The organism is Pseudomonas sp. DNDY-54 (assembly GCF_019880365.1).
GTDB lineage: Bacteria > Pseudomonadota > Gammaproteobacteria > Pseudomonadales > Pseudomonadaceae > Stutzerimonas > Stutzerimonas stutzeri_P.
The window spans coordinates 2917155-2936315 of the sequence record NZ_CP082271.1 but is presented as its reverse complement, the minus strand read 5'-3'; the positions used below and the strand labels follow the sequence as shown (position 1 = coordinate 2936315).

The window sequence follows — 19161 nt, the reverse complement described above, 5'->3', positions numbered from 1 at the left end:
ATGAGCCACGCGTTACTCCAGCCCGTCATCGTTGCCGCCCTGGCGGCAGCCCTGACGGGCTGTCTGTTTCAAGAGAAGGTGGAAAGTTTTAGCGGCCCCACAATGGGCAGCACGTATTCAGTCAAGTATGTGGCGGGCGGCAACGCGATCGATAAGGCGCAGCTGCAGCGAGGCACCGAGGCGATTCTTGCTGAGATCGACCAGCAACTGTCGACCTACCGAGCCGATTCCGTTATCGAAACGTTCAACGCCCTGCCTGCGGATCGATGCATGGCTGTGCCTAACGGTGTGCGCGAGCTGGTGCTGGCAGGCCAGCAGCTCTCTCGCGAAAGCAACGGGGCGTTGGATCTGACTATCGAGCCGCTACTCAATTTATGGGGCTTCGGCCCACAGGGGCGCAGTGAGCAAGTGCCGTCTGCAGAGGAGATAGCGCGAGTCAGGCAGGACGTCGGCCAGGAACACCTGCGCGTCGATGGCGAGCAGCTTTGCAAGGACCGAGCCGTGCAGGTTGACTTCAACAGTATTGCCGCAGGCTACGCGGTAGATCGGGTAGCGGCGCAGCTCGAAGCTTCAAATGTGCATAGCTATCTAGTGGAGATCACTGGCGAGCTCAAGGCCAAGGGCCGCAAACCGGACGACGCGCCGTGGCGCATCGCTATCGAAGCGCCACTGGACAACGAGCGGGTTGCGCAACGGATCATTCAGCTGGATGGCCTGGCCGTGTCCACGTCGGGCGACTACCGCAACTATTTCGAGCGTAACGGCAAGCGTTACTCGCACACGCTGGATCCGCAAAGCGGCGCGCCAATTGAGCACCATCTGGCAGCCGTGACGGTTGTCGACCCGTCGACATTGAGGGCGGACGGGTTGTCTACTGTGCTCATGGTTTTGGGGCCCGAGCGGGGTTTGGCGTATGCGGCGGAAAGAAACATCGCGGCGTTCTTCGTCATTCGCGAAGGGCAGGAATTTGTAAGCAAGAGCACCGAGGCCTTTGATGAGCTGTTCGGTGCGGGAGTAGAGCAATGACTTGGTTGATCGTGTTTCTCGTCATGTTGTTAGTGGTATTTGGTATGTCCATCGGCGTGATCATGGGCCGCAAACCTATCGCCGGTTCCTGTGGAGGCATTGCCAACCTCGGTATTGAGAAGGAATGCTCGATCTGCGGTGGTAGCCGGGAGAAATGTGAAGAGGTTAATGCCCAGTCAGATGGAGACCCCAAAGCTGATCTCGCTTATGACGCAACTAGACGCTGAAAAGCGGCGCTTGTCCGGCCGGTGGAATAACCCCACAGCCAACACGTAAGCGCCGTTCGCTCAGGTCGGCGCGATAATCCAGACGATAGTGCGAGCAACGGCACTGTACACGGATAACCGAATTCGTTAACAGCGGCAGGGCAGCCTGCTGCGTGTTCAGGGGTGAGTATGGCGGTCTACAACTACGACGTGGTGATTCTGGGCTCGGGCCCCGCCGGTGAAGGCGCGGCGATGAACGCGGTCAAGGCAGGCCGCAAGGTTGCGGTGGTCGATAGCAGGCCCCATGTGGGCGGCAATTCCACGCACTTGGGGACCATCCCGTCAAAGGCGCTGCGTCATTCCGTGCGGCAGATCATGCAGTACAACACCAATCCGCTGTTCCGCCAGATCGGCGAGCCGCGCTGGTTTTCCTTTCCCGATGTGCTGAAGAGCGCTGAAAGCGTGATCGGCAAGCAGGTCACCTCGCGCACTGGCTATTACGCGCGTAACCGGATCGATATCTTCTTTGGCACCGCCAGCTTTGCAGACGAGCAGACTGTGGAAGTGGTCAGCGCAAACGGCATGGTAGAAACGCTGGTGGCTAACCAGTTCATTATCGCCACCGGCTCGCGGCCCTACCGACCCGCTGATGTCGACTTTTCGCACCCCCGTGTCTACGACAGCGATACCATTCTCACTCTGAGCCATACACCCCGCCGCCTGATCATTTACGGGGCCGGTGTGATCGGCTCCGAGTACGCATCGATCTTTAGTGGCCTCGGTGTGCTGGTCGATCTGATCGACAACCGCGATCAACTGCTCAGCTTCCTCGACGATGAAATCTCCGACGCCTTGAGCTACCACCTGCGCAACAACAACGTACTCATCCGGCATAACGAGGAGTACGAGCGTGTTGAAGGCGTGGATAACGGCGTCATCCTGCACCTCAAATCGGGCAAGAAGATCAAAGCCGATGCGTTTCTTTGGTGTAACGGACGAACCGGTAACACCGACAAGCTTTCTCTGGAAAACATTGGTCTGAAGGTCAATAGCCGCGGCCAGATCAAAGTCGACGAACATTACCGTACCGATGTCGGCAACATTTACGCGGCGGGCGATGTGATTGGCTGGCCTTCGCTGGCCAGCGCGGCGTATGACCAAGGGCGTTCGGCCGCAGGTAGCATCGTCGAGAACGACAGCTGGCGTTTCGTCGATGACGTGCCGACTGGTATTTACACCATTCCTGAGATCAGCTCGATCGGCAAGAACGAGCGCGAGCTCACCGAAGCGAAAGTCCCCTATGAGGTGGGTAAGGCGTTCTTCAAGGGAATGGCGCGCGCGCAGATTTCTGCCGAGCCAGTGGGGATGCTGAAAATCCTTTTCCATCGCGAGACGCTGGCGGTGCTTGGCGTGCATTGCTTTGGCTATCAGGCGTCTGAAATCGTCCACATCGGGCAGGCGATCATGAATCAGCCGGGCGAGGCGAATACGATCAAGTATTTCATCAATACCACCTTCAACTACCCGACCATGGCCGAGGCTTATCGTGTCGCCGCGTTTGACGGGCTAAACCGGCTTTTTTGAGCGGCTCCGACCGGTGGCCTGAGCCGGACGGAGAGGATACCCGGGGTTGGCGCTGGCCGAATCGGGAGAGCTTTTGAGGGCAGATGAGCGCGTAGCCACCGCAATGGGGCTACGCGAGGCCTTACGCGTTTCGCAGTGTCGTAACGGCCAGTCCGGGATAATCGGTAATCAGGCTATCAACGCCGAAGTCTGCTAAGCGACGCATCAACGCCGGTTCGTTTACCGTCCAGACTGATACGTGGAGGCCCTGCTGACGGGCTTTGGCGATCCGTTCAGGGGTGCATAGTGTCCATTTCAAAGCCAGCAAGTTGCAGTTGTATTGTTTGGCTACTTTCAAAGGATCGAGCCAACTATATTCGGCGACCAGCCCGCACGATAGTTCAGGCGCCAATCGCTTCAAGGCACGCAGTACCTCCCGAGATCCGGACGTAACGGTGATTCGGTCAACCAGATCGTAACGTTCGGCCAGCGCCTTGATAGCCAGCACAGATCGTGCGGCGCGCACTCTGGAGGCGCTTTTGACCTCCAATTGCCAGTGCTCGAACTCGCATTTCTCGAACAGCTCCGCCAGGCGGGGTATAGGACAGGGTTGTTTCCAGCCTGGCCCTCCGTGGCGCGCGTCGTAATGAATCAGTTCTTCAGCATCGTGTTCCACGACCTTACCGCGTCGGCCAGTGGTGCGTTTGAGGGTCGGATCATGAATGACCATGAGTTCGCCGTCCTTGGACAAATGCAGGTCCAGTTCGCACCGGCGTACGCCATGAGCGAGGCACTGCTTGAAGCCCGCCAGGGTATTTTCAGGCGCCTCGCCCTTGGCGCCGCGGTGGCCGTAAATGAGCGTCAAGGTTGTATGCCTCGCTGAGGTGGCGTGTTGCGTTGGTGATGCTGAACGCTGTTAATCACTCGGCTACCTTCAAAATAGACCGAGAACTCCCGGTAATCCCACCGGGTAATCGGAGGCGTGCCGACGGCCGGATGTTCTTCGTCAGCAAGGCCGAAGCGCTCGAGGACTGTATTTTTTGAGTCACCCCGACTGGGTAGGGTGACGTCGGGTTGTCCTTGCTGGCCAATTGGGATACGGATGATCTCCGCATGGGCTTGGGCACCGAGCAGGATTGTCAGGAGGGGGATCAGTAACCGCTGCATATGTCAGATTCCTTGCAGGCTTTCTCGAGCCAGGCGTCGTTCCGTCGCCTGTTTCTGCAGGATATGTCGTGCGAGTAGTTGTCGTTGTGCATCAGTCAACGCTTCGAATGACGTGCCAATTGCAAATCGACCATCTTCAAGGTTTTGACAGGTTGCGATTCGCGCCATCAATAACATGCCCAACCCTTGGGGCATCAGTACCAGCTTCAGGGTCCACTCAGAGCCTTCGTCGAGCGGCTGATCATTGATGAAGCTAATCCCACCCTCTGAGAGAACCACCTCGCGGGTCGGTCCGAGATGCTCCAGTAGATCTTGTGCGAGCACCTGGCCAATCAGGTCGATGCGCTTGTTCTGAACCTTGAGGTAGTTGGCCAGGGTGCGGTTGCTCTCGGCGATCTGGCGGAGGAGATGTTGTGCCTCGAAATCGAGTTGGTGCAGCTCCCCAAGCAGTTCGAACAGTTGCATCGAACCTTTACCGGAGACTGTTTCGGCGTGTTCCGGCGGCAGTATTTCCAGTGCGATCATGTCGTCGATACGATAGTATTCGCGGCGATCTTCGGTGTCTTGAGTGGGCATGTCGATCCATGAGCTGCAGTGGTGTTTTGAGTGTATCAGGCCGCTAGGCAACGTCATTCAGCTTGTAATTTTCCGCCAGCGAAAGCGAACCCATCGATTTATGTTCAGACCGCTGTCCGTGTATATCGGGGCGCGCTACACGCGCGCCAGACGTCGTAGTCTCTTCGTTTCCTTCATTTCTTTCACCTCGATGATAGGGCTCGCACTGGGTGTGCTGGTCATGATCGTCGTTCTGTCGGTCATGAATGGTTTCGACTATGAAATGCGCACCCGCGTGCTGGGCATGGTTCCGCATGCGACCATCGAAAGCCCGGTGCCGATAGATGACTGGCGATCGTTGGGTCAACGATTGACGCAGCACTCCGAGGTGTCAGCCGTAGCGCCGTTCATCCAGATGCAAGGTTTGCTGACCCATCGTGGTCAGGTTACCAAGACGCTCATCAACGCGGTGGACCCAACAGTCGAGCCGGATGTATCGATTATCGGCCAGTTCTTCCGTGAGGGTTCGCTGGACGATCTATCGCCCGGCGAGTTCGGTATCGTGATCGGCGACAAAGCCGCCGAAAAACTTGGCGTTGTGATCGGCGACAAGATTACCTTTGTTGCCCCAGAGGTAACGGTCACCCCTGCGGGTGTTTTTCCGCGTATGAAGCGCTTCACGGTGCGCGGCATATTTCACGTTGGTGCAGGTGAGATCGACGGCTATGTTGCGATGGCCAACATCGCCGACATGGCGCGCTTGCATCGTTGGAAACCCAACCAGGTGCAGGGGCTGCGCCTGCGTTTCGAGGATCTGTTCCAGGCGCCGCGTATCGCCTGGGAGCTGGCTGGTGGCTTAGGGGACGATTTCTATTCCAGGGACTGGACGCGCTCTCACGGTAACCTCTACCAGGCGATCCGCATGGAGAAAGCGATGATCGGCCTGCTGCTGTTGCTGATTGTCGCGGTCGCAGCCTTCAACATCATCTCCACGCTGGTCATGGTCGTCACCGACAAACGCGGCGATATCGCAATCCTGCGCACGCTCGGCGCGACGCCTCGGCAGATCATGGCGATCTTCATGGTCCAAGGCACGGTGATCGGCGTCGTCGGTACGTTGGCCGGAGCGTTACTGGGCATATTCGCCGCGCTTAATGTCAGCAGCTGGATCGCCGCGCTCGAGGGATTGATTGGACACAAGTTTCTCAACGCAGACGTGTATTTCATTGACTACTTGCCGTCCCGGCTGATGACGGCGGATGTAGTCCAAGTCTGTGTTGCGGCGCTCGTTCTGAGTTTTTTTGCCACCTTGTACCCGGCATGGCGTGCGGCCCGTACCCAACCGGCCGAGGCGTTACGATATGAGTGAGCTGGCTATGAATGAAAAGTCTCCGAAAGATGGCGCGGTACTCAGTTGCCGGAATCTGGGCAAGCGCTACGAACAGGGTCCGGAGTCGGTCAGTGTGCTCTCGGGATTGCAATTGGAATTGTTCCCAGGCCAGCGGGTTGCCATCGTGGGTAGCTCCGGATCTGGCAAGAGCACACTGCTGAACCTGCTTGGTGGTCTCGATACGCCCAGTGAAGGCAGCGTCTGGCTGGCGGGGGAAGAACTCTCGGCGCTCAGCGAGAAAGACCGCGGCCTTTTGCGTAACCGCGCGCTGGGATTCGTCTATCAATTTCACCATTTGCTGCCTGAGTTCACGGCGTTGGAGAACGTTTGCATGCCCCTGCTGATCGCCAAGACGCCGATTCCTGAGGCGCGTGCCCGAGCTTCCGAGCTTTTACAGCGGGTGGGACTCGGTCACCGGTTGGCACATAAGCCCTCCGAGCTGTCGGGCGGCGAGCGACAGCGCGTGGCGATCGCGCGCGCGCTGGCCAACCGCCCAGCGCTTGTTTTGCTTGACGAACCTACCGGCAACCTCGACCACCATACCGCCCAGGGGATCCAGGACCTGATGCTGGAGCTGAGCAGCTCGTTGCGCACGGCCTTTCTCGTGGTGACCCATGATCCGCAACTGGCCGGACAGATGGACCACATACTGCGTCTGGAAGACGGTCAGCTGGTGACTGGTTGATGTTCAGGCCGCTCAGTATTTTCATTGGCAGCCGCTACACGCGAGCCAAGCGTCGTAATCACTTCATTTCCTTCATTTCCCTGACCTCAATGATCGGTCTGTCGCTGGGCGTATTGGCGATGATCATGGTGCTGTCCGTCATGAATGGGTTCCAGCGCGAGATGAGCAATCGCATTCTCGGCATGGTTCCGCACGCGGTAATCGCCGGCAACGGGCAGCCTGTGGAGAATTGGCAGTTACTGGCCGAGCAGCTGCGGGCACACCCGGGGGTGCTCGGTACTGCGCCGATTACACAACTCGAGGGTATGCTGTCGTTCAAGGGATCGATGCAGCCGATTGAGGTCAAGGGCATTGACCCGCAAGCGGAAGGGCAGGTGTCGATCCTCGGCGAGAAGATGATTGCCGGCACGCTCGATGACCTCAAGCCGGGCGAGTCCGGCGTGATTCTCGGGTTGATGACTGCGCGCCGGTTCGGTCTCAAGCTGGGCGACAAGCTCACGTTGATCGTACCTGAACTCAGTGATGCGCCGGGCGGCGTCACCCCGCAGCTGCAACGCCTGAATGTCGTCGGGGTGTTCAAGGTAGGGGCCGAGCTGGACGGCAGTCTGGCAATGATCCACCGGGCCGACGCGGCCCGCATGCTGCGCTGGGAGCCGCACCAGGTCGAAGGCGTGAGAGTCAGGTTGGCTGACCTGTATCGGGCACCTGAGGTGGCAGCCGAGCTCGTGGGTAGCCTCGGCGAGGGTTACCGCGGGGAGGATTGGTCCCTTACCCAGGGCAGTCTGTTTAGCGCGATGAAGATGGAAAAAACCATGATCGGGCTTCTCCTCATGCTGATCGTGGCCGTGGCCGCGTTCAACATCATTGCTACCTTGATCATGGTGGTAGCAGACAAGCGCGCCGACATCGCGATTCTGCGGACCCTTGGGGCGACGCCTCGGGAGATCATGGCTATTTTCATGGTTCAGGGCAGCATTATCGGTCTGACCGGCACACTGATAGGCACGGCGCTGGGCGTACTTGGGGCTCTGAACGTAAGCGCGCTGGTCGCCTGGCTGGAAAAGGTGTCGGGTCAACACATCTTCAGCTCGGATGTCTATTTCATCAGCACGTTGCCATCCGAACTTCGGCTCGAGGATGTCCTGCTGGTGGTTCTGGCGGCACTGACGCTGAGCTTTCTCGCAACGGTCTATCCAGCTTGGCGCGCCGCACAGACTCAGCCGGCCGAGGCGCTTCGCTACGAATAGAGCGAGGCCTAGCGGCGGTCGAGCCGCCGCTTGCGCCAACTGCGGCTAACCCACCAGCGCCAGTAGCTCTGGGTGGCGACATACCCCAGCACCGCGACGACGACACCCACAACGAACGAACCGAGAAACAGCGGCTGCCAGTGGCTGTTAAGCATCTGGCGCACCCAGGCAAGGCTGAGCTCCATCGGCATTGGCGAAACGGGGCTGTCCATCAGCCAGGCCCCGACTTTGTAGTTGCAATAGAACACGGGTGGCATCGTCAGTGGGTTGGTCAACCACACCAAGCCAACCGCAATCGGCAGATTGGCCCGCGCAGGAATCGCACACAGTGCTGCGGCTAGCATCTGCATGGGCATCGGAATCATCGCCCAGAACAGGCCAATGGCCATCGCTCTGGAAACTGAATGCCGATTGAGATGTAAGAGGTTGGGGTCGTGAATCAGCGTGCCGAGAAAGCGCAAAGACTTGTGCGTCTTTATACGGTCAGGGTGCGGCATGTAGCGTTTGAAAAAACGACGCGGCATGAAGATTCTCTGGCGGGCTGAAGCGCGGCCGATTATGCCTGAAACGAGACCCGGCGCTGGGAGGAGTTTGTGACATAAGTTCTACACTGTGAGACCCGACAGGACGTCGCTGCTTCACAATCCCTTGGCACCCGGTTTTCCGTCGTGCCTTCGCTGGAATGGAATCCAGGAGACCCTAATGCGAACAGCGATGCTGGCGCTGGCGGCAGGCCTCTTACTGCTGCGCTTCTTGCCGCAACTTCCGCCTGTGTCGATGATCCTCGCGATGCTTGTCGCGGGCTTGGCCTTGTTGCCGTTCCGCTGGCGAGCGATCGGTTGTTTTCTTTGCGGCCTTGGCTGGGCTTGTTTACACGCTCACTGGGCGGTGGATGATCGTCTCCCTACGGAACTTGACGGGCGTACATTCTGGCTCGAGGGCCAAGTAACTGGTTTGCCTGACGTTCGTGGCGGTGTGGTGCGCTTCGAGATTGTCGACGTATCGTCCCGACATGAGGGCTTGCCGTCACGCCTTCGCCTGGCGTGGTACGGAGGGCCGGAAGTTCGGTCGGGAGAGCGATGGCGGCTCGCCGCCAAGCTGAAAAAACCCCGCGGTCTGGTCAATCCACACGCGTTCGATTATGAGGCGTGGCTCCTGGCTCGGCGCATTGGCGCGAGCGGCACGATCAAGGCTGGCTCGAGGCTATCGACTCCAGACGGGGGCGAGGCGTGGCGCGATCAGCTGCGCCACCGTTTGTTGTCCGTTGACGCACATGGCCGCTCAGGCGCAATCGCCGCGTTAGTAGTAGGAGATGACAGCGGCCTGTCCGCGACCGATTGGCGGGTCCTTCAGGACACCGGCACGGTACATCTCATGGTGATTTCCGGCCAGCATGTCGGCATGCTGGCCGGCCTGCTCTACGGTATGGTCGCATTGATGGCTCGCTGGGGCCCTTGGCCCCGACGCGTTCCCTGGTTGCCCTGCGCTTGCGGCTTGGCGCTGTCCGGCGCGCTTGCGTACGGCTGGCTGGCGGGCTTCGACGTACCAGTCCAGCGAGCGTTGGTCATGGTCGCGCTGGTGCTTCTGTGGCGCTTGCGGTATCGACACCTTGGCGTCTGGCTACCCTTGCTGATTGCGCTTGATGGCGTGCTGTTGATCGATCCGCTGGTGGGTCTGCAGTCAGGGTTCTGGTTGTCATTCAGTGCAGTTGCGTTGCTGGCGCTGATCTTTCGAGGACGTCTTGGCGCGAGCTCGTGGTGGGAGGTGCTAGGCCGTGCGCAGTGGAGCATGGCCCTCGGTCTGTTGCCGGTCTTGATTGCGTTGGGGCTGCCCGTGAGTCTCAGTGGGCCGATCGCCAACCTGGTTGCAGTGCCATTGGTCAGCGTGCTGGTCGTGCCGCTCTCGCTGGCGGGGACCTCGCTATTATGGTTGCCGGTGGCAGGCGAGTCGCTACTGTGGCTAGCAGGTGGGACGCTGTCGGTGCTATTCGATGGGTTGCATTGGCTGGCTGGCTGGCAATCGGCCTGGCTTCCGGTCTCCTTGCCACTGTGGGGATGGTTGCTGGTTTTCATCGGGATGCTGGTCACGCTACTGCCAGCGGGTGTTCCGTTTCGGGCGTTGGGCGTGGTGCTTCTTGCCCCCTTGCTGTTTCCGCCTGCCGACAAGCCTTCAACCGGCGAGGCGGATTTATGGGTGTTCGATGTCGGGCAGGGATTGGCAGTGCTGGTGCGCACAGGTACCCATGCATTGCTCTACGACGCGGGGCCCCGTTATGGCGACTTCGATATCGGCGAGCGGGTTGTATTTCCATCGTTGCGAACATTGGGTGTGGCCGAGCTCGATCTACTGGTTTTGAGCCATGCCGATAGCGACCACGCCGGCGGCGCTCAGGCGATCCAGCGGCTTATGCCGGTCGGGCAGGTGCTGAGCGGCGAACCGGGAAGGCTACCCGCGGCGTTGAACGCCGAAACGTGCCGCTCTGGAGAGCAGTGGGAGTGGGACTCGGTTAGCTTCAGGCTTTGGCGATGGTCGGAGGCAGGAGAGGGCAACCAGTCCTCATGTGTACTCATGGTCGAAGCCAATGGCGAACGTCTGTTGCTCACTGGGGATATCGATGTGCCGGCTGAGCAGGCGCTGCTAACAGAGAATATGCCCCTTGATGCCCGCTGGTTATTGGTCCCTCACCATGGCAGTCGCAGCTCGTCGTCAACCGAGTTCATCGAGGCGGTGAGCGCGGAGGGCGCGCTCGTTTCGCGCAGCTTGCACAATGCGTTTGGGCATCCGCATCCGGATGTCGTCCGACGCCTGAACGCTTTCGGCGCTCGCGTCTATGACACGGCCGAGCAGGGGGCGCTGCACATCCGTCTCGGACGTTTCGAACCCGTTCGCGGATCGCGCGCTCAACAGCGGTTCTGGCAGGAAAAATGAGAACAGCGGCCGTCGGCGGCCTGTTGGCCCTATGCTAGAGTGGCGCCACTTTTTCGAGGGGGATGTATCTCGTGTGGGAGCTGGTTAAAGCAGGCGGCTGGATAATGCTGCCAATCATTCTGTGTTCCATCGCTGCCGCCGGCATCATCGCTGAAAGGCTGTGGACCCTTCGGCCGAGCCGAGTAACCCCGTCGCACTTGCTTGGTCAGGTGTGGAAATGGATCAAGGATAAGAAACTCAGTAACCAGAAGCTCAAAGAGCTGCGTGCTGATTCACCGCTGGGTGAGATTTTGGCTGCCGGTCTAGCCAACTCCAAGCATGGGCGGGAGATCATGAAGGAGTGCATCGAGGAAGCGGCGGCACGGGTCGTTCATGATCTCGAGCGCTACCTCAATGCGCTGGGCACCATCGCCGGCATTGCGCCGTTACTCGGCCTTCTCGGCACCGTGCTCGGGATGATTGAAATCTTCAGCGCATTCATGGGCGCTGGTATGGCTAACGCCCCGTTACTTGCCTCGGGTATTTCGAAAGCGCTCATTACCACTGCCGCGGGCCTGATGGTCGGCATTCCTGCGTTGTTCTTCCACCGCTTTTTGCTGCGTCGAGTCGAAGAGCTGGTAGTCGGAATGGAGCAGGAAGCCATCAAGCTGGTCGAGGTGGTACAGGGTGACCGTGATGTCGATTTGGGTGAGGGCAAGGCGTGAAGTTTCGTCGCAAGGCGCGGGAGAACGTCGATATCGGCCTGGCCCCCCTGATCGATGTGGTTTTCATTCTGCTGCTGTTCTTCGTGGTGACCACCACGTTTACTCGCGAGACCCAGCTGCAGGTTGATCTGCCAGAGGCGGCCAGCGGGACGCCGCCAAGCGATGCCGAGAAGAAACGGCTCGAAGTCGTCATCGATGTCGATGGCAGCTTCAGTCTCAACGGCAAGACGCTAATCAAGCATGACTTGAGTACCTTGATGGCGGCACTCAGCAAGGAGTCTGGTGGTGACACCAGCCTGCCTATGGTGATCAGTGCTGACGGCAAGACACCGCACCAAGCAGTGATCACTGCTATGGACGCAGCCGGCAAGCTCGGCTTCGCGCAGTTGCGTATCACCACCGTCGAGGCCCAGCCGGAGCCCTGATGTCCTTAGCTGACCGTCTGCAGCGAGCCTGGTACGAAGGGCATCCGGCCCTGGTCCTGCTCGCCCCGCTGGAAGCCCTGTACCGGCGAGTGGTCACAGCAAAAAGAAACAAATTCTTAGCGGGCGCCGTTGAGAGCTATCGTGCACCCATACCGGTGCTGGTGGTGGGTAACATTACTGTTGGCGGAACCGGCAAAACCCCGCTGATTCTATGGCTGATCGATCATTGCCATCGACGCGGTTTAAGAGTCGGTGTTGTTAGTCGAGGCTACGGTGCGAAGCCCCCTTCACATCCGTGGAGGGTGAGGCCGGAGCAGTCGGCCGCCGAGGCGGGTGACGAGCCGCTGTTGATCGCACAGCGAACAGGCGTACCGGTAATGATCGATCCGGATCGCGCTCGCGCGGTTCGCGAGCTTCTCAAACAAGAGCCGCTGGACCTCATCCTGTCCGATGATGGATTGCAGCACTACCAGCTGGCGCGTGATCTCGAACTAGTACTCATCGATGCGGCACGCGGGTTGGGCAATCGCCGCTGTTTGCCGGCCGGACCATTACGTGAGCCCGCGGAGCGGCTGGAGTCGGTCGATGCGGTGCTGTTCAATGGCGCGCTTTCCGACAGCTCTGAAGGGTTTTCTTTCGCCCTGCAGCCGACACGATTGATAGAACTTGTCAGTGGGCAGGCTTGGTCGCTTGACCATTTTCCTACGGGCCAGCATATCCATGCTGTCGCTGGGATCGGTAATCCCCAGCGTTTCTTCACTACGCTCGAGGCGCTACACTGGCGGCCGATTCCGCACCCATTCGCCGATCACGCCCGCTATAGCTTGGACCAGCTTACTTTCAGCCCCGAGCTACCGCTGGTGATGACCGAGAAAGATGCGGTCAAGTGCCGGGCGTTTGCGCTACCGGGCTGGTGTTATCTACAGGTCCAGGCCGAGCCATCGGCGGCGTTCGTGATCTGGTTCGATGCCCAGCTGGACCGTTTGCTGCCCTAACCCCTAAGCTGCTCGATCTGCAAGCTGCGGTCGGCTGCACACAAGGACTGCGCATGGACACCAAACTGCTCGATATTCTTGCCTGCCCCCTCTGTAAGGGCCCGCTAAAGCTGACCGACGATAAGTCAGAACTCATATGCAAGGCTGACGCAATGGCCTTTCCTGTGCGGGACGGCATCCCTGTGATGCTGGAAAGCGAAGCCCGTACGCTTGACGTTGACGAGCGCCTGGATAAATGACTAACGCTTATACGGTCGTGATCCCGGCGCGTTACGCGTCCACCCGTCTTCCGGGTAAACCGCTGCAGGATATTGCCGGTAAACCAATGATTCGCCACGTCTGGGAACAAGCCTGCAAAAGCGGCGCGCAGCGGGTGGTGGTTGCCACTGATAATAGGAAGATTCTTGAGGCTTGCGAGGGCTTCGGCGCTGAGGCCTTGCTGACGCGTGTCGAGCATAATTCGGGCACTGATCGCCTCGCCGAGGTAGCGGACAGGCTGGGTTTGGCAGCTGATGCGATCGTCGTCAACGTGCAGGGCGATGAGCCGTTGATCCCTCCCTCAGTGATTGATCAGGTTGCGCTCAATCTCGCTAGCCACCCTGAGGCGGCGATCGCCACGCTCGCCGAGCCGATAGGGGATTCGCAAGCGCTGTTCAACCCGAACGTGGTGAAAGTGGTGAGCGATATCAATGGTCTGGCACTAACCTTCAGTCGCGCACCTTTGCCATGGGCGCGTGACGAATTTGCACATGATCGCGAATCGCTTCCTTCCGCAGTTCCGTATCGCCGTCATATCGGTATCTATGCGTATCGGGCCGGATTTCTTGCCGATTTCGTTGCCTGGGGGCCCTGCTGGCTAGAGAACACCGAGTGCCTGGAACAGTTGCGCGCGCTCTGGCATGGCATACGCATTCACGTCGCCGATGCAGTCGAGGCTCCGCCGGCTGGAGTTGACACGGCGGAGGATCTCGATCGTGTACGCAAATTGCTCGGCGCGTGAACGTGAAGGTTTTGTTCGTTTGCATGGGCAACATCTGTCGTTCGCCCAGTGCCGAGGCTGTCTTTCGTAAACACGTGCGGGACGCCGGACTGGCTGATCGGATAGTCATTGACTCTGCCGGAACCGGGGATTGGCATGTAGGCAAAGGGCCTGATGGGCGTGCGTGCCAGGCCGCTGCTCGACGGGGCTATGATCTCAGCGAACTCAGAGCCCGTCAGGTGACCCGCGATGACTTCCATCGTTTCGATATGATCTTCGCGATGGATCATGACAATCTTGAACGACTGCAGGCGCTGCGACCGGCGGAGTTCCGCGGTGAACTCGATCTCTTGCTCCGTCGATTTAACCTGGGAGAAGACTCGGTACCCGACCCTTATTACGGCGGTGGCGAGGGCTTCGAGCATGTGCTCGATCTGATCGAGCAGGCGTCTGCGGCCCTGCTCGGCGAAATAAGGTGTCGGTTGTGACGCTTATCGTCGAGCGTAACCGTTCGCTCAAGCCCTTCAATACGTTCGCGATAGAAGCGGGTGCCGCCTACTTCGCCGAGGCGCGTGACGATCAAGAGGTTATCGAAGCGCTCCACGAGGCACAGCGTCTCGGCACGCCTCTACAGGTGCTGGGTGGCGGTAGCAATTTGGTGCTTACCTCGGATGTGGATGCGCTGGTGCTGCGCATGACCAGCCGAGGCATTCGGGTTCTGGAGGATGATGGCAAGCGGGCCGTGATCGAGGCAGAGGCTGGCGAGCCTTGGCATCCCTTCGTGTTGCATAGCCTTGAGCTCGGCCTATCCGGCTTGGAGAACCTCAGCCTTATTCCAGGCACCGTCGGCGCGGCACCGATCCAGAATGTCGGTGCGTACGGTGTCGAGATCAAGGATGTATTCGCCGGACTGACCGCGCTGGATCGGGAAAGTGGACGTCTCGTTGAGTTCGATCTGCAGGACTGCGAGTTCGGCTATCGCGATAGTGTGTTCAAACGCCAGGCTGGGCGCTACATCATTCTCCGTGTACGTTTCGAGCTACGGCGGACCGCGGAACTCAAGCTGGAGTACGGCCCCCTCCGTCAATGGCTGGAACAACACGGCATTCAGTCACCTGAAGCGATCGATGTCAGTCGCGCAGTGTGTGCGATTCGCAGTGAGAAACTACCGAATCCTAAAGTGTTGGGTAATGCGGGCAGTTTTTTCAAGAATCCCCTGGTAGCTCAATCACTAGCCGATTCGTTGCGCGAGCACTATCCGGACTTGGTTGCGTTTCCTCAGGAAACGGGCGAGTTAAAGCTCGCAGCTGGCTGGTTGATTGAGCGTGCAGGCTGGAAGGGGTACCGGAAAGGCGATGCGGGTGTGCATCACCTGCAGGCGCTGGTGCTCGTTAATTATGGTCAGGCAAGCGGCCAACAGATTCTCGAGCTGGCGGAGGGGATAAGAGCTGACGTTGCCGATCGGTTTGGCGTGCAGCTCGAAATTGAGCCGAACGTCATCTAGTCCGCCGTAATTTTTACCATGTTGTGCAACCGGTATGGTCCGGTTCGTCGTAGTGCCGGCTCTCGATGGCTGCGCGAGCGGCGTGTCGGCTTATTTGCGTATCCAATGCGATTTGGTTCAGGCGGTCGGGCCCGCGCCTCGTCGCGTCGTTAACTCTCCTGCTGTGCTGAGGATGGATACGCTGGACAAAAAAGGGATGCCGAAGCATCCCTTTTTTTGTTCCTGTGCCTGTCAGCTTTGACGCTTGTCCGCGTCGTGCTGCCCGGTTGTCTCTTCCGTTATCTCCGGCTCAGCCTTGGTGGTGGGCGTGACTGGCTCCACCTCGGGCTGGGCCGTCGCCGCGACGGCTGGTTCAGCTATCCGTTCGATGGAAAGCGGTTCAGGCTGTGGAGTAACTTCAGCCGCGACCTCTTCGCTACGGTTGGTTGCGTCGGACTGTTGCTCGGCTGCTGTCTCGACAGGCACTTCGCTTACCACAATCTCTGGACTAGCGAGTTCCGAGGGTGCTGCAGCTTTCGCTTCTGCCTCGGCAGCTTCTTTGGCCAGGCGCTCCTGCTCCAGGCGGCGACGGCGAACCTCGCGTGGGTCGTTCGGTGCGCGACCGCTCGCTGTCATCGGCGCTGCTACGGGCTCGATCGGCGTCGGAGCTTGCTGCTCGGCGGCAGGTTCGATTACAGCTTCGGAGGCCTCGGGCTCATTGCGTGCCGGCTGAGGTTGCTCGGCGTCAGACACGGCAGGCGCAGCGGCTGGCTCTGCAGCTGGGGTAGCAGCTTCGCTTGGCTGTGCTGTGTCGTCTTCGGCTGGCTTGTTTTCGGCTTCAGTACTCTCTATGGCCGCCGCTGCTGCTGGTACCTCTGGCGTCGCCTCTACTTCGGCTTGCGTCGCGATGGGTGGCGAGTCGGTATCTGCCGTGTTAGCCGCAAGGGCGGCGGCAGTCGCGGCAATGGCGACCTGCTCCGACTTCACTGGCGCATTACTTTCGCTGACTTCGACAGTGTCTGGCTCGGCTTCGCTATCAATCTCGTTGCCATTGGCATCGCGTTGACGATCACGGCGATTGCTGCGGCGACGCTGGCCGCGGGAGCGACGACGTGGGCGCTCGCTGCCTTCGCTCGACTCCTGTTGTTCTTCCTGGGCGGAGTCTTCGATTTCGTTCTGCGGCTCGTCCGCAGTTACCGCTTGCTCTGCCCGTGGCTTTCGCTCTTCACGAGGCGGACGTGGCTTGCGCTCAGCGCTTTCTTCGCTGGCCGCCATGTCTGGTGTGGTCTGCGCGGAGCCGTCGAGTGGCGCGCGCAGCTCCCGCTTACGCTCTTCACGCGGCTGACGGTCTTCGCGCGGACTGCGCTCGCGACGCGGTTGCTGTGGTGCCTGCGCAGTGATTTCGCTGACTTCTACCGGCTCGCGGGACTCGCGCGGTTCTCGAGCTTCACGTGGCTTGCGTTCTTCGCGTGGCGGGCGTGTCTGGCGTTCTTCGCGAGGCTGACGGTCTTCCCGAGGAGCGCGCTCTTCGCGAGGCTTGCGTTCTTCGTCGCGGTTGTTACGCGAATCGCGACGACGGTTTTGCTGGCGCCCGCTACGGCGTTCATCGTTGCGTTGTGGTCGGCTGCTAGCGGCGGGTTTCTTCTCGACTTCAGCGGCAGGTGCTTCCTGCTTGCCGGCAAAAAGACCTACCAGCGATTTGACAAGACCCTTGAACAGGCTCGGCTCCTGCGAAGCCGGTGCGGCGGCTTCAATAGGCGCGGCGGTGGGTGCTGGTGCGGGTGCAGTACGCTGCGGTGCAGTTTTCACCGCAGCTTCCTGGCGGACCAGGGTGCGCGTTGAGCTGACTGGTTGAGCTTCCTCGACCTCGGTTGGGCTCATTTCATAACTGGCCTGACCGGCGATGATTTCCGGGCTGTCATCGCGCAGACGCTGCACTTCGAAGTGCGGCGTCTCAAGATGATCGTCCGGCAGGATGAAGATGCGCGCGCGGCTGCGCAGCTCGATTTTGGTGATAGCGTTGCGCTTTTCATTGAGAAGGAAGGCGGCAACCTGGAACGGCACGCGGGCGCGGACCTCGGCGGTGCGGTCCTTGAGGGCTTCTTCTTCGATCAGGCGCAGGATGGCCAGCGACAGTGATTCGACATCGCGAATGATTCCTTGACCGTTGCAGCGCGGGCAGACGATACCGCTGGTTTCGCCGAGCGATGGGCGCAGGCGTTGGCGGGACATCTCCAGCAGGCCGAAGCGCGAAATACGACCGACTTGAATGCGAGCCCGGTCGGCTTCGAGTGCTTCGCGAACTTTTTCTTCAACGGCGCGCTGGTTCTTAGCCGGCGTCATGTCGATGAAGTCGATAACAATCAGGCCGCCGATGTCGCGCAGGCGCAGCTGGCGGGCAATTTCCTCGGCCGCTTCGAGGTTGGTCTGAAGGGCGGTTTCTTCGATGTCGCCGCCCTTGGTCGCACGCGCCGAGTTGATGTCGATGGACACCAGTGCCTCGGTCGGATCGATAACGATAGAACCGCCGGACGGCAACTTCACTTCACGTTGGAAAGCGGTCTCGATCTGGCTCTCAATCTGGAAGCGGTTGAACAGCGGCACGCTGTCTTCGTACAGCTTGATCTTGCTGGCGTACTGCGGCATCACCTGCTGGATGAAGGACAGGGCTTCGTCTTGTGCTTCGACGCTATCGATCAGTACCTCGCCGATGTCCTGGCGCAGGTAGTCGCGGATGGCGCGGATAATGACATTGGATTCTTGGTAAATCAGGAAGGGGGCGGGGCGGTCCTGCGAGGCTTCCTTGACTGCGCTCCATAGCTGTAGGAGGTAATCCAGGTCCCATTGCATTTCTTCGCTGGAGCGGCCGAGGCCGGCAGTCCGGACGATCAGGCCCATGTCGGCGGGAACGTTGAGACCGTTTAGCGCTTCGCGCAGCTCGTTACGTTCTTCGCCTTCGATGCGACGGGAGATGCCGCCTGCGCGTGGGTTGTTCGGCATCAGCACGAGATAGCGGCCAGCCAGGCTGATAAAGGTGGTCAGCGCCGCACCCTTGTTGCCGCGCTCTTCTTTCTCAACCTGGACGATGACTTCCTGGCCTTCGCTCAGGACGTCCTTGATATTGACGCGACCTTCAGGCGATTTTTTGAAGTACTCGCGGGAAATCTCCTTGAGAGGAAGAAAACCATGGCGGTCTGCACCGAAGTCGACAAAGGCGGCCTCGAGGCTGGGCTCGACGCGGGTGATCTTGCCTTTGTAGATGTTGGCTTTTTTCTGTTCGCGGGCGCCGGATTCGATATCCAGATCGAACAGGCGTTGGCCGTCGACCAGTGCGACACGCAACTCTTCGGGCTGAGTTGCGTTAATTAGCATTCTTTTCATGTAGTACCGTCGGTTTCCAAGGCAGCGGAAACGGCGTTCGGCACACACGACTCTCGCGGTCGGTGTCAGGTGAGTCAGGAATGGTTGTAAAGCACTCCAGTGTCCAGCGATGTGCGGCCATTTGGGGCCGGCGTCGCGACGACGTCTCCTGCTTGCTGTCGGAACAGAAGCAATGGTTCGGGAGGAGGAATCAGTCACCGGTAGCGGACGGAATGAAGCGTCTATGAAAGCCTTTGCTACGCAATCCGATGGCTGTACATCTCCACCCAACACTCATACTTTGAAAATCGGGTGCCGCTCACAGAATCCGGGAGCGGGTTATCGATTATCGCGATTCCCCATCGGGGGCACGCATCATGTCTTCAAGGCTTGTTTCGGAACTTGTGCTACTTGAGAAAAGCTCCGTTGGACGGCCTCACGTCCTCAA

19 protein-coding genes are annotated in these 19161 nt (G+C 59.6%); 14 read left to right on the top strand and 5 right to left on the bottom strand.

The features are described 5' to 3' along the window. The 3 genes from K4O48_RS13580 to sthA all read left to right on the top strand — a co-directional run bounded on the left by K4O48_RS13580 (position 1) and on the right by sthA (position 2816). Positions 1–1026 carry an FAD:protein FMN transferase gene (locus K4O48_RS13580; protein ID WP_222908938.1) on the top strand — a complete coding sequence of 342 codons (1026 nt, stop codon included), beginning with the start codon at positions 1–3 and terminating at the stop codon, positions 1024–1026. After that, positions 1023–1253, top strand: coding sequence for a (Na+)-NQR maturation NqrM (gene nqrM, locus K4O48_RS13575; protein WP_222908937.1), 231 nt, complete (start codon positions 1023–1025; stop codon positions 1251–1253). The genes K4O48_RS13580 and nqrM overlap by 4 nt, the downstream gene beginning before the upstream one ends. A 168-nt stretch (positions 1254–1421) precedes the next feature. Further along, positions 1422–2816 carry a Si-specific NAD(P)(+) transhydrogenase gene (gene sthA / locus K4O48_RS13570; RefSeq protein ID WP_222908936.1) on the top strand — a complete coding sequence of 465 codons (1395 nt, stop codon included), beginning with the start codon at positions 1422–1424 and terminating at the stop codon, positions 2814–2816. A 121-nt stretch (positions 2817–2937) separates the two neighbouring features. Here sthA and K4O48_RS13565 read toward each other — a convergent pair whose 3' ends face one another. The 3 genes from K4O48_RS13565 to K4O48_RS13555 are packed head-to-tail and all read right to left on the bottom strand — an operon-like array spanning position 2938 to position 4538. Next, positions 2938–3660 carry a glycerophosphodiester phosphodiesterase gene (locus K4O48_RS13565; protein WP_222908935.1) on the bottom strand — a complete coding sequence of 241 codons (723 nt, stop codon included), beginning with the start codon at positions 3658–3660 and terminating at the stop codon, positions 2938–2940. After that, a complete protein-coding gene (locus K4O48_RS13560; protein WP_222908934.1) occupies positions 3657–3962 on the bottom strand; it encodes a phosphodiesterase in 306 nt (101 codons plus the stop codon). Before K4O48_RS13560 ends, K4O48_RS13565 begins: the two co-directional genes overlap by 4 nt. A gap of 3 nt (positions 3963–3965) precedes the next feature. After that, positions 3966–4538 carry a PilZ domain-containing protein gene (locus tag K4O48_RS13555; protein WP_222908933.1) on the bottom strand — a complete coding sequence of 191 codons (573 nt, stop codon included), beginning with the start codon at positions 4536–4538 and terminating at the stop codon, positions 3966–3968. A gap of 100 nt (positions 4539–4638) precedes the next feature. On the opposite strand from K4O48_RS13555, the gene K4O48_RS13550 reads away from it, so the two are divergent. The 3 genes from K4O48_RS13550 to K4O48_RS13540 are packed head-to-tail and all read left to right on the top strand — an operon-like array spanning position 4639 to position 7839. Continuing rightward, the gene (locus K4O48_RS13550; RefSeq protein ID WP_222908932.1) at positions 4639–5886 is read left to right on the top strand and encodes a lipoprotein-releasing ABC transporter permease subunit; all 1248 of its coding nucleotides are present in this window, start codon (positions 4639–4641) and stop codon (positions 5884–5886) included. Positions 5887–5893: 7 nt separating this feature from the next. Further along, a complete protein-coding gene (gene lolD, locus K4O48_RS13545) occupies positions 5894–6592 on the top strand; it encodes a lipoprotein-releasing ABC transporter ATP-binding protein LolD (protein WP_222912100.1) in 699 nt (232 codons plus the stop codon). Then, on the top strand, positions 6592–7839 hold the full coding sequence (locus tag K4O48_RS13540) for a lipoprotein-releasing ABC transporter permease subunit (RefSeq protein WP_222908931.1): 1248 nt from the start codon (positions 6592–6594) through the stop codon (positions 7837–7839). Before lolD ends, K4O48_RS13540 begins: the two co-directional genes overlap by 1 nt. An 8-nt stretch (positions 7840–7847) precedes the next feature. On the opposite strand, the gene K4O48_RS13535 is transcribed toward K4O48_RS13540, so the two are convergent. Continuing rightward, complete coding sequence (locus K4O48_RS13535) at positions 7848–8363, bottom strand: DUF2062 domain-containing protein (RefSeq protein ID WP_222908930.1); 516 nt, start codon at positions 8361–8363, stop codon at positions 7848–7850. 178 nt (positions 8364–8541) lie between these two features. On the opposite strand from K4O48_RS13535, the gene K4O48_RS13530 reads away from it, so the two are divergent. The 8 genes from K4O48_RS13530 (at position 8542) to murB (ending at position 15374) form a co-directional block, all read left to right on the top strand. Beyond that, complete coding sequence (locus tag K4O48_RS13530) at positions 8542–10767, top strand: DNA internalization-related competence protein ComEC/Rec2 (protein ID WP_222908929.1); 2226 nt, start codon at positions 8542–8544, stop codon at positions 10765–10767. A gap of 71 nt (positions 10768–10838) precedes the next feature. Continuing rightward, positions 10839–11471 carry a MotA/TolQ/ExbB proton channel family protein gene (locus tag K4O48_RS13525; RefSeq protein WP_222912099.1) on the top strand — a complete coding sequence of 211 codons (633 nt, stop codon included), beginning with the start codon at positions 10839–10841 and terminating at the stop codon, positions 11469–11471. Continuing rightward, positions 11468–11896: an ExbD/TolR family protein gene (locus K4O48_RS13520; RefSeq protein ID WP_222908928.1), complete on the top strand. Its 429-nt coding sequence runs from the start codon at positions 11468–11470 to the stop codon at positions 11894–11896. The genes K4O48_RS13525 and K4O48_RS13520 overlap by 4 nt, the downstream gene beginning before the upstream one ends. Beyond that, positions 11896–12891 (top strand): tetraacyldisaccharide 4'-kinase, encoded by a 996-nt coding sequence (gene lpxK / locus K4O48_RS13515; protein ID WP_222908927.1) that lies wholly within the window; start codon positions 11896–11898, stop codon positions 12889–12891. Before K4O48_RS13520 ends, lpxK begins: the two co-directional genes overlap by 1 nt. A gap of 53 nt (positions 12892–12944) precedes the next feature. Further along, positions 12945–13130 (top strand): Trm112 family protein, encoded by a 186-nt coding sequence (locus K4O48_RS13510; protein ID WP_222908926.1) that lies wholly within the window; start codon positions 12945–12947, stop codon positions 13128–13130. Then, positions 13127–13891, top strand: coding sequence for a 3-deoxy-manno-octulosonate cytidylyltransferase (gene kdsB / locus K4O48_RS13505; protein ID WP_222908925.1), 765 nt, complete (start codon positions 13127–13129; stop codon positions 13889–13891). Before K4O48_RS13510 ends, kdsB begins: the two co-directional genes overlap by 4 nt. Before the next feature lie 2 nt (positions 13892–13893). Next, positions 13894–14358 carry a low molecular weight protein-tyrosine-phosphatase gene (locus K4O48_RS13500; RefSeq protein WP_222908924.1) on the top strand — a complete coding sequence of 155 codons (465 nt, stop codon included), beginning with the start codon at positions 13894–13896 and terminating at the stop codon, positions 14356–14358. Further along, positions 14355–15374 carry a UDP-N-acetylmuramate dehydrogenase gene (murB, locus tag K4O48_RS13495; RefSeq protein WP_222908923.1) on the top strand — a complete coding sequence of 340 codons (1020 nt, stop codon included), beginning with the start codon at positions 14355–14357 and terminating at the stop codon, positions 15372–15374. Before K4O48_RS13500 ends, murB begins: the two co-directional genes overlap by 4 nt. A gap of 231 nt (positions 15375–15605) precedes the next feature. Here murB and rne read toward each other — a convergent pair whose 3' ends face one another. Continuing rightward, a complete protein-coding gene (gene rne / locus K4O48_RS13490; RefSeq protein ID WP_222908922.1) occupies positions 15606–18734 on the bottom strand; it encodes a ribonuclease E in 3129 nt (1042 codons plus the stop codon). Positions 18735–19161 lie beyond the last annotated feature (427 nt).

What these genes read in the sequence shown, in the direction of transcription:
- K4O48_RS13580 (WP_222908938.1), top strand. Translation starts at nt 1, where the DNA reads ATGAGCCACGCGTTACTCCAGCCCGTCATCGTTGCCGCCCTGGCGGCA.
- nqrM (WP_222908937.1), top strand. Translation starts at nt 1,023, where the DNA reads ATGACTTGGTTGATCGTGTTTCTCGTCATGTTGTTAGTGGTATTTGGT.
- sthA (WP_222908936.1), top strand. Translation starts at nt 1,422, where the DNA reads ATGGCGGTCTACAACTACGACGTGGTGATTCTGGGCTCGGGCCCCGCC.
- K4O48_RS13560 (WP_222908934.1), bottom strand. Translation starts at nt 3,962, where the DNA reads ATGCAGCGGTTACTGATCCCCCTCCTGACAATCCTGCTCGGTGCCCAA.
- K4O48_RS13555 (WP_222908933.1), bottom strand. Translation starts at nt 4,538, where the DNA reads ATGCCCACTCAAGACACCGAAGATCGCCGCGAATACTATCGTATCGAC.
- K4O48_RS13550 (WP_222908932.1), top strand. Translation starts at nt 4,639, where the DNA reads ATGTTCAGACCGCTGTCCGTGTATATCGGGGCGCGCTACACGCGCGCC.
- lolD (WP_222912100.1), top strand. Translation starts at nt 5,894, where the DNA reads ATGAATGAAAAGTCTCCGAAAGATGGCGCGGTACTCAGTTGCCGGAAT.
- K4O48_RS13540 (WP_222908931.1), top strand. Translation starts at nt 6,592, where the DNA reads ATGTTCAGGCCGCTCAGTATTTTCATTGGCAGCCGCTACACGCGAGCC.
- K4O48_RS13535 (WP_222908930.1), bottom strand. Translation starts at nt 8,363, where the DNA reads ATGCCGCGTCGTTTTTTCAAACGCTACATGCCGCACCCTGACCGTATA.
- K4O48_RS13530 (WP_222908929.1), top strand. Translation starts at nt 8,542, where the DNA reads ATGCGAACAGCGATGCTGGCGCTGGCGGCAGGCCTCTTACTGCTGCGC.
- lpxK (WP_222908927.1), top strand. Translation starts at nt 11,896, where the DNA reads ATGTCCTTAGCTGACCGTCTGCAGCGAGCCTGGTACGAAGGGCATCCG.
- K4O48_RS13510 (WP_222908926.1), top strand. Translation starts at nt 12,945, where the DNA reads ATGGACACCAAACTGCTCGATATTCTTGCCTGCCCCCTCTGTAAGGGC.
- kdsB (WP_222908925.1), top strand. Translation starts at nt 13,127, where the DNA reads ATGACTAACGCTTATACGGTCGTGATCCCGGCGCGTTACGCGTCCACC.
- rne (WP_222908922.1), bottom strand. Translation starts at nt 18,734, where the DNA reads ATGAAAAGAATGCTAATTAACGCAACTCAGCCCGAAGAGTTGCGTGTC.